The 15,212-nt window shown below is 49.0% G+C and carries 13 protein-coding genes; 5 read left to right on the top strand and 8 right to left on the bottom strand.

Features of this window, described 5'->3' with window-relative positions:
* Nucleotides 1-31: 31 nt before the first annotated feature.
* Entirely contained in the window at nucleotides 32-4,087 is a 4,056-nt protein-coding gene (locus tag ACN0T0_RS15745; protein WP_417227708.1) for a PAS domain-containing protein, read from the bottom strand.
* 330 nt (nucleotides 4,088-4,417) lie between these two features.
* Between ACN0T0_RS15745 and ACN0T0_RS15740 the strand changes: the two genes are divergently transcribed.
* The 3 genes from ACN0T0_RS15740 to ACN0T0_RS15730 are packed head-to-tail and all read left to right on the top strand — an operon-like array spanning nucleotide 4,418 to nucleotide 5,533.
* A complete protein-coding gene (locus ACN0T0_RS15740; RefSeq protein ID WP_417227707.1) occupies nucleotides 4,418-4,627 on the top strand; it encodes a hypothetical protein in 210 nt (69 codons plus the stop codon).
* A gap of 9 nt (nucleotides 4,628-4,636) precedes the next feature.
* On the top strand, nucleotides 4,637-5,068 hold the full coding sequence (locus ACN0T0_RS15735) for an EAL domain-containing protein (RefSeq protein WP_417227706.1): 432 nt from the start codon (nucleotides 4,637-4,639) through the stop codon (nucleotides 5,066-5,068).
* 21 nt (nucleotides 5,069-5,089) lie between these two features.
* Nucleotides 5,090-5,533, top strand: coding sequence for a response regulator (locus tag ACN0T0_RS15730; RefSeq protein ID WP_417227705.1), 444 nt, complete (start codon nucleotides 5,090-5,092; stop codon nucleotides 5,531-5,533).
* Between the two features lie 10 nt (nucleotides 5,534-5,543).
* Here the strand turns inward: ACN0T0_RS15730 and ACN0T0_RS15725 are convergent, their stop codons facing one another.
* The 6 genes from ACN0T0_RS15725 to ACN0T0_RS15700 all read right to left on the bottom strand — a co-directional run bounded on the left by ACN0T0_RS15725 (nucleotide 5,544) and on the right by ACN0T0_RS15700 (nucleotide 12,444).
* Nucleotides 5,544-6,503: an isopenicillin N synthase family dioxygenase gene (locus ACN0T0_RS15725; RefSeq protein WP_417227704.1), complete on the bottom strand. Its 960-nt coding sequence runs from the start codon at nucleotides 6,501-6,503 to the stop codon at nucleotides 5,544-5,546.
* A gap of 69 nt (nucleotides 6,504-6,572) precedes the next feature.
* Nucleotides 6,573-7,664 carry a BMP family ABC transporter substrate-binding protein gene (locus tag ACN0T0_RS15720; RefSeq protein ID WP_417227703.1) on the bottom strand — a complete coding sequence of 364 codons (1,092 nt, stop codon included), beginning with the start codon at nucleotides 7,662-7,664 and terminating at the stop codon, nucleotides 6,573-6,575.
* 244 nt (nucleotides 7,665-7,908) lie between these two features.
* The gene (locus tag ACN0T0_RS15715; protein WP_417227702.1) at nucleotides 7,909-8,835 is read right to left on the bottom strand and encodes an ABC transporter permease; all 927 of its coding nucleotides are present in this window, start codon (nucleotides 8,833-8,835) and stop codon (nucleotides 7,909-7,911) included.
* A gap of 6 nt (nucleotides 8,836-8,841) precedes the next feature.
* A complete protein-coding gene (locus ACN0T0_RS15710; RefSeq protein WP_417227701.1) occupies nucleotides 8,842-9,951 on the bottom strand; it encodes an ABC transporter permease in 1,110 nt (369 codons plus the stop codon).
* Nucleotides 9,948-11,492, bottom strand: coding sequence for an ABC transporter ATP-binding protein (locus tag ACN0T0_RS15705; RefSeq protein WP_417227700.1), 1,545 nt, complete (start codon nucleotides 11,490-11,492; stop codon nucleotides 9,948-9,950). Before ACN0T0_RS15705 ends, ACN0T0_RS15710 begins: the two co-directional genes overlap by 4 nt.
* A gap of 295 nt (nucleotides 11,493-11,787) precedes the next feature.
* Nucleotides 11,788-12,444 (bottom strand): TetR/AcrR family transcriptional regulator, encoded by a 657-nt coding sequence (locus tag ACN0T0_RS15700; RefSeq protein ID WP_417227699.1) that lies wholly within the window; start codon nucleotides 12,442-12,444, stop codon nucleotides 11,788-11,790.
* A 296-nt stretch (nucleotides 12,445-12,740) separates the two neighbouring features.
* On the opposite strand from ACN0T0_RS15700, the gene rfbD reads away from it, so the two are divergent.
* Nucleotides 12,741-13,673 (top strand): dTDP-4-dehydrorhamnose reductase, encoded by a 933-nt coding sequence (gene rfbD / locus ACN0T0_RS15695; protein WP_417227698.1) that lies wholly within the window; start codon nucleotides 12,741-12,743, stop codon nucleotides 13,671-13,673.
* A gap of 59 nt (nucleotides 13,674-13,732) precedes the next feature.
* On the opposite strand, the gene ACN0T0_RS15690 is transcribed toward rfbD, so the two are convergent.
* On the bottom strand, nucleotides 13,733-14,107 hold the full coding sequence (locus ACN0T0_RS15690) for a SirB2 family protein (RefSeq protein WP_417227697.1): 375 nt from the start codon (nucleotides 14,105-14,107) through the stop codon (nucleotides 13,733-13,735).
* A 91-nt stretch (nucleotides 14,108-14,198) separates the two neighbouring features.
* Between ACN0T0_RS15690 and moaA the strand changes: the two genes are divergently transcribed.
* Nucleotides 14,199-15,212, top strand: coding sequence for a GTP 3',8-cyclase MoaA (moaA, locus tag ACN0T0_RS15685; RefSeq protein ID WP_417227696.1), 1,014 nt, complete (start codon nucleotides 14,199-14,201; stop codon nucleotides 15,210-15,212).

Raw genomic sequence — 15,212 nt, 5'->3', positions numbered from 1 at the left:
ATAGGTATCCCGCCGAGTTAAAACGCTATGTTTATTCGCTGGCTTCGCTATCGATCGAGTCGATTAGCTCCAGTGCTTTGTCATAGTCAAAAGCCTGCAGTGCGGTGGATAATGCTTGGGCAAGCATACTCAGGCCATTGTCGCTCAGCACTGTATCGAGCGTTTGCCGTTGCTCAGTGCTGATATAACTATGTTGCTGCAGCTTTTCTTTGAAGCCGCCCAGCAGTTCATCTAGCGAGATATTGCAGGCTTTACTGTCACCGTCTCTCTTGTTTTTGGGGAGCGTAGTAAGCTGCAGAGCAAGCGCTGTATAGTGGCTCTTAAATAGATGCAGCATGGCATCGGCATCGTTTTGAACATCATCGGGTAGTGCTTGTTCCTGTTGTTTCGCCAGTATCGATAGCTCAGTATCACAGATGTTTAACGTTGCCCCTTTCAACTTATGAGCCAGCTGTTTGATCTTTTGATGATCCTGAGCCGCCAGTGCTTGCGCGTATAGCGTAGCGAAATCTTCAAAGCCAACGATAAAGCTTCGGATGCAGTTAAGCAGGGTTTGTTGATTGCCGTTCATCTGCACCATCGCCTGTTCTTCATTAATGAAGTTTGGCAGTGTCCATGCTGGCTCTGGCTCTGGCTCGGTTGGTTGCGCTGGGGTGTTATGTGGTTCGGTGGTGCCGTTAATGCCCTGTTGTTTGAGGGCGTGAATAAAATCACGTAGATGAAATGGCTTGGTTAGATAACCATCCATGCCTGCTTGTTTACCCGCTTTACGGTCTTCTTCCATGACTGAGGCGGATAGGGCAAAGATGAGTGGTTGTTTAATATTCGGTAATTGACGAATCACCTGAGTGGCTTCTAAGCCGTTCATCCCTTCCATATGAATATCCATCAAAATGATGTCAACGTCGTGCTGTTGTATGACTTCCAAGGCGGCAGCGGCCGAGCTGGCCAAGTGAAGTTCAATGTCTAATGGTTTGAGAAGGCCCTCGATAACATCTTGGTTTAACTCGACATCATCCACCGATAATACTTTTAAACCGGGGTATAGCACGTCATTAGAAACCCGAAGGCTTGATGGCATGACTTTTTTGTTAAGCCCTGTGAGTGTGTTGTAAACCCGAGAGGGGGTGAGTGGTTTGGTAATGGCCTGTATGCCTAAATCTTGCAGGCTTGAGCGTAGCGTTGACGGATGGCTGGCGGAGAGGAATACGATGCTGTTACGGAGAATGTTTGCTTGGGCGACATCGTGGCTGGCAAGGTTATTCAAAAACAACTCTTGGCTTTGGGAGGTTAGATCGGCCAGCAAGACAAACTTTTCATTGTCGCGGAGTAACTGATCAATCGTTGCAAAGGCCTCGGTATAGTTTTTTGCCACATTGAGTTTTATTTTCCAATGTTCAAAGTGAGCTTGTAGCATCTCGATAACATTGACTGATTCAGTCACTAACAGTGCCGTGAGTCGGTCGACCCGTAGGTCTTTTAACGCCGGCGTTGCCGTTTTTGTAATCGGTATTCTTAATTTGAAGACAGAACCTTCTCCCAGTGCACTGTTGACTGAGATACTACCGCCTAACAAGTTAACCAAACGCTGACAAATCGCGAGACCTAGCCCGGTGCCACCAAAGCGTCGAGTGGTGCTTTCGTCGGCTTGGGTAAAGGCATTGAAGATCAGTTTACTTTGATCTGGACTGATACCAATACCCGAATCACTGACCTCGATATTGAGGATGTAATTGGTTTTGGTAAAGTGATCCGGTTTAAAACTGACCGTGACGAGCCCCCCAGGAGAGGAAAATTTAATCGCGTTACCGACAAGATTGGAGAGTATCTGCCCTAACTTTAGTTGATCGGTATGCAGTTCGAGAGGCATCGATGGATTTACCACCACGGTGAGGGTCAGCTGTTTTTCATCGGCAGGAATGGCGAACAGTTCGACTGATTCTTGGATGATATTTTCCAGCGGGCAATCCGCCATATTGAGTTCGACGTTGTTGGAGTCGATTCTGGAAATATCGAGGATATCGTTGAGGATGCTTAGTAGCCGAGTCGAGGCGAAGTAGGCTTTATCGGCATACATCAGTTGTTGAGCATCGAGCGGTGTTTTGCGTATCAGGTCGAGCATGCCAATAACACCGTTCATCGGGGTACGAATCTCGTGACTCATATTAGCAAGAAAACGGGACTTCGCTTCAGCCAGTTTGAGGGCGTTATCCGCTTCGGCTTTGAGCTGGTGGTTGGATTTTTTTAGTTGTTGGTTCAGTAGTTGAACATCGGTGACATCATGGTTAACACCCACCAGTTTTATGCTGTCCGGACTGTCATGCACCGGTACACCGTAGGCTTTAATCCAGACGGTTTCACCCGATGGTCGAACGATGCGATATTGTATATCGAGGGTTGCATCGGTCTTGATGGCTTCGGCTAACTGACTTTCAACCGTTGCAACATCATCCGGGTGAACAAAAGGTATCCATTGATTGTAGTGTAGGGTAGTGGCGTGCTTATCGAGGCCATACAGCTGATACATTCGTTTGTCCCAGACGAATAGGTTGTTCTCGGGTGAATACTCCCAGATACCGATGCCCGCTGAATCGGTGGCGGCCTGTAGGCGAAGCAGTACTTGTAATTGTGCTTGCTGGCTGGTTTCTAATTTGTGAGTCAGTTGCCGCTTTTCCTCTTCGAGGGCTTGTTCATAATTGAGACTCGTTTGAATATCGGAGCTGGAACCAAACCAGCGGATAATTTTGCTATTTTTCGCTCGCAGGGCCCGGGCGCGGCTATCAAACATACGATATTGGCCATCCCGTGATTGGATGCGGAAACGGCACTGTAGATCGTGGCCTGATTTTAGGCTGCTATGCCAAGTATCCATCAGTAGAGCTTTGTCATCGGGGTGGACGAACTCATACCAGCCGATGCCCTTTAATGCTTTTTGCGATGCGCCAGTATAGGTGGTCCATGTTTGGCTAATAAAATCAAAGTGGCCTTGTGGATCACTGGTCCAGGTTAACTGGGGCAGAAAGTCGGCAAGCTCTTTCAGCCGGTTAAGCTCTTGTTGGTTGAGTTGATTGAGGTCACTCAGTCGTTGATAACGTTGTGACAGTCTAAATAACCACAGCAGTATACCGGCGGCGCAGATGAGCAAGACCGCTAGAATGAAGGGAGAGATAAACCGAGATTGATTCAGGGTGCTGGTGATGTATGCCGGCGGGAAGCGCCGGATAAAAATTAATTCTTCAGCAAAGTGAAGTTTGCCGTCGCTTTTGAGGTCATTGCCGAGGTGTTCGGCAATGATTAGCTCAGCATCATCTTTTAAGATGTGTGGTTTCTTCTCGGTTAAGATCGCATTCGCAAGATCCGCCGAGAGGTATTCGCCTATTCGATGGGTCTGACCTAGCATAAAGCCCCATTCAAGGCTCTTGTCTGGGCCGATCAGCCAATCACCTTCACCATTGATCAGCCAGCTATTGGCCCGTTCGCTAAAGTGGGAGGTAATGCGGTTTAATATTTCTGAGGCATCAAGGTTGATGATGACAAAGCTGTCTTGCAACCTTAGTGCGATGCGCAGCACGGGCCGAGGCGGGATCTCTATTTCATTGGCTTCCATGTTGAGTTCGAATCTTGAGATGTAAGACTCGCCGGGTAGCAGATGTAAAATATCTTCAACATAATGGCGTTGCGATTTGTTTTGTAGGTGGTCAGGATCAACTCGAATAAGTTGATTGTTTGCTTGGTTGATTCTAAATAGCTCAGTGCCTGAGGCCGAAATATGCCGCAGCTGTAAATATTCGGGGTGGGCTTCCGCTAGGGTGGAAAGGCTTAAGAACTTTTCGGCGTCGGTGTAATCCGATTCGATGATATGCGCCATGGCGGTGAGCGATGTTAGGGTGCGTTGCAGGTCCTGTCTGACGGAGATGACCTGTTCAGAAAGAACGTCTTGCTCTTCACTGATAACCCTTTCTTGTATGCCTTGGGTGCGGTTCTCTTCAGTGAGATAAAACAGTGTAATCAGGAGGGCAACGATGATGAGGGTAGCAACTTCTGGCAGTAAATTGAGTGACCGTTTGAGCATTCTGGTGTCAAACATAAACTGCTTCCTCTTGCGCGACTACTTTTGTAATAGCGGGGTGGTCATCATGACATTTGCGCGCTGTTTGCGCATGTTTCGCTTAAGGATACTAAATTTTGACATGAATATTGGGAATATCATGTTTAATTTAGCGAAGATGAAAAGGATATAATCTGTTGATAATTATTTAAGTGTTTGTTTTGTAATGGTTATTATCCGATTTCATGATCAGCATGCCAGCCAAGAGGAAAGTTCAGGGCCTGAAATTAGGCACCAAGTGGCTGAGGCACTGACCGACGGTAGTATGAGAGCTTATTATCAACTGATAAAGTGGTTGGCTTTGAAGCCTTGGCGCATCTGGTTTTAAGAGAGGATGATGTGCGTCTGCCGGGCTACTTTATGCCGCATATCAAGGGTGATTCCCTGATGGTGCAGTTGGGTATACATATGGCCTCGTTGGTTTTTTCGATGGCCGATATCTTGTATGAAAAAGAGGTCGATACCTATATTACGATCAATATGTCTGCTGATCAGTTACGCTCAACAAAGCTAATCTAATATTTTGAATTGTTATCGCGCAATCATCCCGAAGGGAAAAATATGATTAAAGTTGAGATTACCGAGGTTGTGTTATTTGAAGATGATGAGCATGTTTCGCGTAATATCAAAACCTTGATCGAGCTTGGATTTGCGATTGTTTTGGATGATTTTGGCACCGGATACGCGTCTATTTTAGCATTGAAAAAGTTTGATTTTTCAGCCATTAAAATTGATCAGAATTTTATAAGAGACATTAACGACGCGAGAAATGTTAGTTTATTGAAGGGGATGATCTCTCTGCTACATAGTTTAGATCTTGAGATTGTCTGTGAAGGTATTGAGCAGGAATCACAGCTTAAGTTTTTGTGCGAGCAACACTGGGGTTTGGGTCAAGGGTTTTACTACGCCAAAGCATTTCCTAGGAAGGAGCTGTTGGCATACTATAACAAGCATGGTTGATGACTTGTCTAAGGAGAAACAATGTCACGTGAAAAGGCACAGATACTCATTGTCGATGATGAACCTTCGAGCATTCAATTGCTTTGCGCGTTATTAGAGTCAACTGCAGAACTCTCCATCGCTGTGACGGCTGAGAAAGCGCTAGACATAGCACAAACGCAACTGCCTGATCTTATCCTGCTGGATATTGAACTGCCGGATGGCAGCGGGTTTGACGTTTGTCAGCAGTTACGCAGCGAGGCGGCTACGTCCCATATTCCGGTCATCTTCCTCACTGGTTTCACGGATATTATGTTTGAAGCCAAGGCGTTTGATGTCGGTGCAGTGGATTTTATTTCTAAACCCGCCAGTCCATTCCGAGTGATTATGCGAGTGAATGCTCATCTTAAAGATGAGCTTAAGATGTCAGGCGACCATATCCGCCAGATTGCACGTGGCGTTATGGCCTCCTCTCAGGTCGACTGAATCGCTGCCTTTAAGGCGTTTCGGTGCGATAGGCATAGGTGTTGTTGAAGCAGTAAATCATCCAATCACCGGCCGAGATCGGCTCATATTTTGGCGGTGTTCCCGGTGAGCAGCAGTTATCTAAGCAACTGACATCGGTATCAAAATCAGGCTCGACAAAAAACGGCATGGAGTAGCGTTCTTCACCACTGGGGCTGAAAACTCGGTGTGGTGTGGATTTATAACGGTCGTTGCTCCAACGGGCCATCATATTACCGATATTGATTACGAAGCTGTCTTCAATGGGAGGCGCGTCGATCCATTCACCGCGGGTATCTTGCACCTGCAAGCCGCCAATTTCATCCTGCCAAAGAATAGTAATGCAGCCATAATCGGTATGCGCGCCCGCTCCGATATGTTGCTTGCCCTCTTTCGGCGGTACTTCTGGGTAATGTATAAAGCGTAATACGCTCAAGGGTTGCTCAAATTTATCGTCAAAAAAGTCTTTGTCGATACCTAGGGCCATCGCCAGTGCGCTGAGTATGGTTTTACCTAGCTCGAGCATATCCCAATAGTGACGTTCCATCTTTTGCTGGAAATCGGCCGGTACTGGTGGATATTGATTAGGGCCGTAGAGTGGGCGATCTGGACCAATCAACGGATGATCCGCGGCTAAGTTCAAGCCCATATCAAAGGTTTCTTTAATATCACCGGGGTTTTCTGGGTCGAGCTGTTCGGCCATCATGCGGCCATAGCCACGGTGGTTGGCTGACAGGGTGATATCAATCTTTATTTTTTCGGTTTCAGGGAGGGCAAAAAAGGCTTCAGACAGCGCGCGCATTTCACGCATACGCGCTTGGCTGATGGGGTGTCCTTGAATATAGAAAAAGCCGCTTTCTCGGCAGGCGGTATCAATTGCGTTAGCAACGGCTAATTGTTCCGCTGCAGTACCGGAATATAAACTAGAAATATTGATCAGAGGAATATTCATAGAGGTGTCGGTTGTTAGTAGAGGAGAGGCTGGCCACTATCGATGATAGCGGCCAGTGGTATTGCAGGCTTACTGAGGAATATCAGATTGAACGCCTTCGACATACCAGTTCATTTTTTCTAGATCTTCGTAAGACAGGCGGGTACCTTCAGGCACGACCAACTCACCGGCTTTGTTTTTGATCGGTCCAGCAAAGGGATAAACACTGCCATCTTTAATACCCGCGATGAGCTCTTTCGCATGGGCGACGACGTCAGCAGGGATGCTGTCATTGAAGCTTGGAATAACAATAGCGCCCTCTTTCATACCCTCAACATTGGCTTTAGGTTTCCAAGTGCCGTCCATGACCGCTTTAATGGTATTGATGTAATGAGGGCCCCATTCATCAACCACAGAGAGCAGATGGGCGTTAGGGCCGAAGGATGACATGTCGGAAGCCTGTCCAACGGCGTGAGCGCCACGACGTTCAGCGGCTTGCATGGCGGCAGGACTATCGGTGTGCTGTAAAATCACATCGACGCCTTGGTCCATCATGGCATTAGCCGCATCGGCTTCTTTACCCGGATCGAACCAGCTGTTTACCCAGATGACCTTTAACTCAGCGTCAGGGTTGTATTCATTAAGGGCCAGCTGCACCGCATTGATATCACGGATAACTTCAGGGATAGGGAATGAAGCGATATAACCAATTTTGTTGCTCTTGGTGACCTGTGATGCAACATAACCCGCAACGTAACGACCTTCAAAGGTAGTAGAAATATAGGTGCCCACGTTTTTAGCCATTTTGTAGCCGGTGGCATGTTCAAAGGCAACCTTAGGGAACTGTTTAGCGACCTTAAGCGTTGGGTTCATAAAACCAAACGAGGTGGTGAAGATTAGGTCGTGACCGGTTTTGGCGAGGTTGTAGATAACCCGTTGTGCATCAGCGCCTTCGGCAACGTTTTCAACATAGGTGGTTTTGATCTTGTCACCGTATACGGCCTCAGCGGACAGACGGCCTTGGTCATGCTGATAAGACCAGCCGTGGTCACCGACAGGGCCAACATAAACAAAGCCTACTTTCAGCGGCTCTGCCGCTTGAACTGAAAGAGAGGATAATGCGGTCAGGCACACCCCGGCGGCGAGTCCGGTAACCAGTTTATTAAATTGACGACGTTTCATGCATCCTTCTCCTGTGAGACGTTTGTTAGCAACAGGCTAATAAAGTTGACCGATAGGTCAGTTATATTTATTAAAGCAAAAATCTGACCAATTACACATTATCCTTTCATCAAGCCGCTAACGTCGATATTTAGCGGCTTGAGTTTCGAGCAGGCCATGGATAATGACTTTAGTTTGCTCCGGCTTGGTGCGCAAGCGCTAAAATAGGCGTGCGGATTCCACAAAGCAGTGCGTCGGTCATGGCTTAACCCTTGGCATAGAACGGGTTGCCCAGTGACATTGGGGCGACGAGTCGGCTGCGTGCCTGATTGCTCGACAGAATCACCAGCACCACAACCGTTGCTAGATAGGGCAGTATCGCCAGTAGATTTGGCGACACGGAAAAGCCCAGCCCCTGAAAGACCAGATGCAGAATGCTCGCCAATCCAAATAGCCATGCGCCGAGTAATACTCGCCCGACCTTCCAGCTGGCAAAGACCACCAATGCTAGCGCTATCCAGCCCCGTCCAGCAGACATGTTTTCGGCCCAGAGTGGGGTGTAGGCTAACGATAGATAGCCCCCGGCGAGTCCCGCCATGGCGCCACCAAACATAATGGCCAGATAGCGAGTTTTAAACACCGGCAGGCCAATCGCATTCGCGGCGTGAGGGTTTTCACCCACCGCTTTGAGCACCAACCCCGGACGGGAGTAGTTAACAAACCAGTAGGCCGCGGCAAACAGGATAAAGGAGAGGTAGACAACCAAGTCCTGGCCAAACAGCATACGGCCAATAATCGGTAAGTCGGTGAGACCTGAAATAAAGATTGGGTCGAGCCCTTCGATAGGCTTACCGACATAATCGCTGCCGATAAAGGCGGATAGGCCGGTGCCGAAGATCGTTAATGCCAAGCCGGTGGCGACTTGGTTAGCACTGAGTTCCATGGTGATAAGGCCAAAAATTAACGACATTAGTACGCCGGCAATAATGGCCAGCATAAAGCCCAGTAATAGGCTGCCCGACAACAGGGTGACGATAAAGCCGATTACGGCGCCCATTAGCATCATGCCTTCTTGACCGAGGTTAAGCACACCGCTTTTTTCACAGATGAGTTCACCCAAGGCCACTATCAATAGCGGCGTTCCGGTGCGGATCATGGCGTAGAGTATGTTGGTAATCAGATCAATATCCATGGGTTTTTATCCTTGGGTCTCAGACGCTAGTGGTGGCAAGGGGGGAGACGGTTTGAGCTTTTTGGGTTTGAGACGAATGCGGAAAGAGATCAGCACATCGCAGGCCAGTAGATAGAACAGTAGCATCCCCTGAAACAGCCCCGTGAGTGCCAGCGGTAAGCCTAGGCTAATCTGCGCCATCTCACCGCCCATATAGAGTAGTGCCATCAACAGGCTCGCCAGTAAAATGCCTACCGGGTGAAGACGGCCGAGAAAAGCCACAATGATGGCGGCATAGCCGTAACCGGGAGAGATCTGTGGAATCAGTTGGCCAATAGGGCCGGTGACTTCACCTACGCCAGCCAAACCCGCTAATCCGCCACTGAGTAACAGCGCAAAGTAGGTGAGTCGCTTCTCTTTGAAGCCGGACAGACGGGCGGCACCGGCATCCATGCCCATGACTTTAATTTGGAAACCATAGAAGCTACGACTCATTAATACCCAGACGGCCACCACGGCCAGTAAAGCTAATGCCATACCAAAATGCACCCGGGTGTCTTCAACCAAAATAGGTAGCAGTGCAGAATCGCCAAACAGCGCCGATTCGGGGAAGTTATAGCCATCAGGGTCTTTCAGCGGCCCGTGAACCGCCCACAGTAGAATGTTTAGGGCGATGTAGTTCATCATGATGGTGGTGAGAATTTCATTGGTATTGAAGCGAACCTTCAATACGGCGGCAATGCCCGACCACACAATACCGCCGCACACACCGGCGATTAGTACGGCGGGGAGCACCCAGAATGCTTCCACCTCAATAAACTGCAAGGCGATGTAACTGCCGAAAAGCCCGCCCATCAATAGCTGCCCTTCGGCACCGATATTCCAGATTTTCGCCTTAAACGCCACGGACAGGCCGATGGCACAGAGTAAAATGGGGGCGGTTTTGACGCAAAGTTCAGCCAGGCCGTGGGTGTCTGAGATCGGCACATAGAGAATAGTGATCAATGCCTCAACCGGGTCGACGCCGAGTAAGGTAAATAGAATCAGGCCGGTCAGCATGGTCAATAACGCCGCCAATACCGGCGACAGATAGGCCATTGCGCGGGAGCGTTCGCCGCGTGGTTCCAGTTTGATCATGGAGTTGCTCCCTGTTCACAGGTAGGGGAATTAAAGTCACCGGCCATCATGCGTCCCAGTTCCTGTATAGATGATTCAGGTGTCGGTTTGATCGGTGACAACGCACCATCGCAGATGGCGCCGATACGGTCAGAAATGAGGAATAACTCATCGATATCTTCGGAGACCACCAAAATAGCTGCACCCTGATCCCGCAGCTTAATCAGTGCTTTATGGATCGCGGTGGCCGCACCAATATCGACGCCCCACGTCGGGTGTGCGGCGATCAAAATGCGCGGGTTCTGCATGATCTCGCGGCCAATAATAAACTTCTGTAAGTTACCGCCAGATAAACTGTCTGCCTGTGCATGTCGTCCCGGGGTTTTAACTTTGTATTGGGCGATAATCTCATCGGCAAAGGCTTCTGCTTTGTGCCATGCGACCATGCCTTTACTGACCAGCCCCGAGAGAAAGCCGGTGAGCAGCGCGTTTTCTGTCAAGCTCATTTCCGGTACGGCTCCTCGGCCGAGACGCTCTTCTGGAACGAAGGCTAGCCCCCATTGACGGCGTTGATCCGGCGATAGCTTACCGACAGGCGTATCGGCAAAGTGAATAGTGTCGTTCTGACAGCGTTGCTCGCCGCTTAGGCTGGCCAGTAACTCCTCTTGGCCATTGCCGGCAACACCGGCGATACCGACGATTTCGCCAGCATTAACGGTCAGGTTGATCTGTTTTAGCTGCACGCCAAATGGATCATCGCTGGTCAGATTAAGATCTCTGATTGTCAGTAATGGCGTGCTGCCCAGTTTTTTTGGATAAGTGGTGCTGATCGGCGTGTCATCGCCTACCATCAATTTAGCCATGCTGGTGGTATCTTCCTCGGCAGGTATGCATTCGCCGGAAACCTTACCTGCGCGTAACACCGTAGCTTTATGGCAGAGCGCTTTGACCTCGTTGAGTTTATGGCTAATAAAGAGGATTGAGCAGCCCTCATGGGCCAGTTGTCGCAGGGTAATAAAGAGTGTATCGACCTCTTGGGGGGTCAGAACCGAGGTGGGTTCATCAAGAATCAGCAGTTTAATGTTTTGCACTAGACAGCGGACGATCTCAACCCGCTGACGTTCGCCAACGGAAAGGGTATGGATCTCCCGGTCAGGATTGATCGCCATACCATATTTTTCTGACACGCTGCGGATCTTCTCGGCGAGGGGGCCAAGTTCACCGGCATCATCACCGAGGGCGAGAGCGATGTTCTCGGTGACGGTTAAGGTTTCGAATAGAGAGAAGTGCTGAAACACCATGCCAATACCGAGTTTGCGAGCATGGGCGGGGTCTTTGACTTCAATGGGCAGGCCATCCCAGAGGAGTTCGCCATGATCGGGCTTAACGAGCCCATAAATAACCTTCATTAGGGTGCTTTTCCCGGCGCCGTTTTCGCCGAGTAGAGCATGGATTTCGGCCGGCGCGATATCCAAATGGATGTCATCGTTGGCCAAGCATCCCGGATATTGTTTGCTGATGCCGCGTAAAGTCAGTCGCGGAGGTGATGGGTTCTGCTTCACGCTGGCTACCTCGCCTCTAAATGGAGCTAAAAGAAAACTATACTTAAACCTGACAGTCGAGTCTCGCCTATCTCTGAAAGAAATGCAAAAAGCTGGCCAGGTGGTCAGGTTTCTATTAATTATCTGTTTCTATGCGTTTATTGTGGCTTAACAGCCCTGTAGTTGATACTCATGGATTCGTGCCAACCACCATAGCTTTGGGTATTGCACTAAACTCGATCGCTGCTGAAACGAGACTGCACGGTTATGGCGCGTCAGTTTTTCATTCTCGGTAGTGCTATCAATCAGATCGATGTTATCGCGCCGGGGTAATGCCGCAGCCTTTGAGAATAATGTGGGTGAGGGTATTGATCGCCTGTTCATAGTCATCGTCATCCAGTTCCGGTTTACCTAATGCCGATGAAATTTGTAGCGCGAAATCAGCATAGTGCTGAGTGCTCGACCAGAGTAAAAAGATAAGATGGCTCGGGGTGATATTGGCGTCCAGCTTCTCCTGTTGTTGCCACTGTTCGAAGACCGCGGTACGGGAGCGAAACCAGGTTTCATAGCCTTCGCTAAAATAGTCGTTTAAATTCGGCCCGCCACTAATGATCTCACTGGCAAAAATACGCGAGGCGAGTGGATGGTCACGGGAGAATTCAATTTTGCGGCGTAGGTAATGAGTCAGACTCTCGCTGGCATCATCTTCTGGCTTTAGATTACTGAGGGTGCTATCCCATAAGTCAATAATATCGCTGAGTACGGCGAAATAGAGGCCTAGTTTGTTTTTGAAATAATAGTGAATGTTCGCCTTGGGTAAATTAGCCCGAATGGCGATCTCTCGAATACTGGCCCCTTTGAACCCGCAGGTGGCAAATTCCTGCTCTGCTGCCGCTAGAATGCGCTGTTCATTACGCTGACGAATACGTCCAGCGGGTTTCTCACCCGTATGGGAGTTAATATCTAACGGCATGAAGGGGTCTCAAAAAGCATATTGAGGGCGAATTATAGCGTAAAACAAATCGCCGTCAGGTGCTGTGGCGCTATTTTATGGTCGCTGAGCTTTATTATTGAGGTTGATCGGGATTTAAAGGGGGCATCAACGGGCTATTTATGGGTAGCACGTTAAAAAAATTACCGCGGGTGACTTTATGACGCTTTACAATGGGTTAACATGTCAGCATTGCGGTGATCTTTTTTGCACGGTGGATACGCAGTTATGATATCTTTTCTTTGCTACTTTACAGTTGAGTTGGAGCCAAGAGTTTAATGACACAGGATTTTCTGACCACTCCGGCGAAAATATTGATTACCGGGCTGGATGGCCAAATTGGCCATTTTTTAAATCAGGCAACACAGGATGATCCATTTTTCACTGTGGTTGCCTTTACCGATGCAAAACTGGATATCAGTTGTCGTGAGCAGGTGCAAATGCAGCTGGATGAGCATCAGCCTGATTATGTCATTAACACCACCGGCTTTAATGCGGTTGACCGGGCAGAAGCCTCTGCCGACCGTTGTTTTGCACTGAATAGAGATGCCGTCGAAAATTTAGCGCTGATCTGTGGTGACCTATCTATCCCCCTAATCCATCTGTCATCCGACTATGTCTTTGATGGACACTATGCAAGCGGCTATACCGAAGACGATCAGGCTCGCCCACTGGGTTTGTATGGTGAGAGTAAGTGGCAGGGTGAAGAGGTTTTACGAGCGGCTTTGCCACAGCATGTGATTTTGCGGGTGAGTTGGGTGTTCAGTACTATCGGTGACAACTTTATGCGCCGGGCGCTACTGCAGGCACGACAACAGGAAGAGATCTCTGCCGCCGATGATCGGCGTGGCTGTCCAACATCGGCCAGTGATATTGCGCGGGTGATTGTGGCGATTCTTAAGCAGCTTCATAATGGCGCCGAAAACTGGGGCACTTATCACTATTGTTGTGCTGAAGTGACCACTCGCTATGGCTTTACAGAAGCGGTTTTAGCGGCGGCTGGGCAATATGAAAAGCTAAAGGTGGAGAAGCTGATCCCGATTAGCTCATCTGATTTAGGCAGTGATGCTGAGCGTCCTGCCTCTTCGGTGCTGGTGTGTACTAAGTTACTGAATCACTTTGGTATTCGGCAACGTCCTTGGCGTAGCCAATTGGTAGCGATGATTCGCGAACAATACCAAAATGAAGAGATTAACGATCTTTCAGCTTAAGGAAGGCGATTGCCGCCTTCCGGTCAGTGCTGCCTCTTCCTACTTAATCATCTGCTGAATCAAGCAGGGAAGGCGGTATGATGCAGCGCGACCCAGACAATATAAGCCACACAACCTAACGCCATGACAAAGGCTAAGAGCCTAATGCTTCTGGTTTTTCCTCTCTTCAGGGCGATAGTGCCCAAGACAATATAACCAATCAATGCAATCAACTTAGCCGTCAACCAGTCATGGGTAAATGGATATTGGTTGATAGTCACTGTGAGCGCGATAGCGCTTAGCAGCAATAGTGTGTCGATGATATGAGGGACGATCTTAACCCAGCGACGTTGTAGCTTCTCAGGGCAAGACAGCATCCACATGCCACGCAGACAAAAAAGCAGAATGCTCAAAGCGGCAAAGGTGATATGGGTATGTTTCAGTGCTAAATACATTCGTTTGGGACTCGTTTAGAATAGACGGTATAACCGATATAAATGGTCGGGTATATTTTTGCCGAAAAGACCTCGAGATACTAGCCCGAAGATGACGACAACAACGAATAAAAACAGCAGCAGTCAACTAGTCGACCGTTTTGGCCGTCGGGTTGAGTATATTCGCCTCTCCGTTACTGACCGTTGCGATTTTCGCTGTGTTTACTGTATGGCGGAAGAGATGGAGTTTCTGCCTCGTAGTGAGGTTTTATCACTGGAAGAGTTATATCTGGTGGCGCAGGCATTTGTTGAACTCGGTGTGAACAAGATCCGCCTGACCGGTGGTGAGCCGTTGGTGCGTCGAGGCATCCTAACATTAGTCGAGCAGCTTGGGCAGCTACCGGCTGAACTGCTGATAACAACGAATGGGTCTCAGTTGGCTGGCATGGCGGCTGACCTCAAACGTTTAGGCGTTGATCGTCTGAATATTAGTCTCGATAGTTTGCAAGCCGATAAGTTTAAACGCCTGACCCGTACCGGTCGTTTGCACCAGGTATTGGCCGGTATCGATGCGGCGGTTGCTGCGGGTTTTAAGCGGATTAAGTTGAATGCGGTGGTGTTGAAGGGCCGTAACGATGATGAAGTGCTGGATCTGATTCAGTTTGCGCGGGATAAAGGCGTTGATATTACCTTTATTGAAGAGATGCCGCTCGGGGCGATTACTGAGCATGACCGGGCAGAGGCCTATTGTTCCAGTGATGAATTACTTGCCTTGATCAAACCACAATATCCACTGATCGACAGTAGCGAAAAAACCGGCGGACCTTCACGTTATTACCGTATGGCCGACAGCGATAGCCGGATCGGCTTTATTTCGCCCCACAGTCATAACTTTTGCAGTGAATGTAATCGGGTGCGGATGACGGTAGAGGGGCGTTTATTGCTATGCCTAGGTAACGAACACTCGATGGATCTGCGTCAGGTGCTGAGGGAATATCCCGGTGATATCGAGCGTTTGAAGCAGCAGCTGATTCTGGCGATGGATCTAAAACCCGAACAGCACCATTTCGACCTTGATGACGATGGGCCACAAATTGTCCGCTTTATGAATATGACTGGCGGCTGA

Source organism: Amphritea sp., assembly GCF_048266285.1.
Lineage (GTDB): Bacteria > Pseudomonadota > Gammaproteobacteria > Pseudomonadales > Balneatricaceae > Amphritea.
Note: the sequence above shows the minus strand (reverse complement) of the source record. Positions and strands in the feature narration are given on the sequence as shown.

Excerpts from the sequence above, each read along its gene's own strand:
- ACN0T0_RS15745 (WP_417227708.1), bottom strand. The coding sequence starts at position 4,087 with ATGTTTGACACCAGAATGCTCAAACGGTCACTCAATTTACTGCCAGAA.
- ACN0T0_RS15730 (WP_417227705.1), top strand. The coding sequence starts at position 5,090 with ATGTCACGTGAAAAGGCACAGATACTCATTGTCGATGATGAACCTTCG.
- ACN0T0_RS15725 (WP_417227704.1), bottom strand. The coding sequence starts at position 6,503 with ATGAATATTCCTCTGATCAATATTTCTAGTTTATATTCCGGTACTGCA.
- ACN0T0_RS15720 (WP_417227703.1), bottom strand. The coding sequence starts at position 7,664 with ATGAAACGTCGTCAATTTAATAAACTGGTTACCGGACTCGCCGCCGGG.
- ACN0T0_RS15715 (WP_417227702.1), bottom strand. The coding sequence starts at position 8,835 with ATGGATATTGATCTGATTACCAACATACTCTACGCCATGATCCGCACC.
- ACN0T0_RS15710 (WP_417227701.1), bottom strand. The coding sequence starts at position 9,951 with ATGATCAAACTGGAACCACGCGGCGAACGCTCCCGCGCAATGGCCTAT.
- ACN0T0_RS15700 (WP_417227699.1), bottom strand. The coding sequence starts at position 12,444 with ATGCCGTTAGATATTAACTCCCATACGGGTGAGAAACCCGCTGGACGT.
- rfbD (WP_417227698.1), top strand. The coding sequence starts at position 12,741 with ATGACACAGGATTTTCTGACCACTCCGGCGAAAATATTGATTACCGGG.
- ACN0T0_RS15690 (WP_417227697.1), bottom strand. The coding sequence starts at position 14,107 with ATGTATTTAGCACTGAAACATACCCATATCACCTTTGCCGCTTTGAGC.
- moaA (WP_417227696.1), top strand. The coding sequence starts at position 14,199 with ATGACGACAACAACGAATAAAAACAGCAGCAGTCAACTAGTCGACCGT.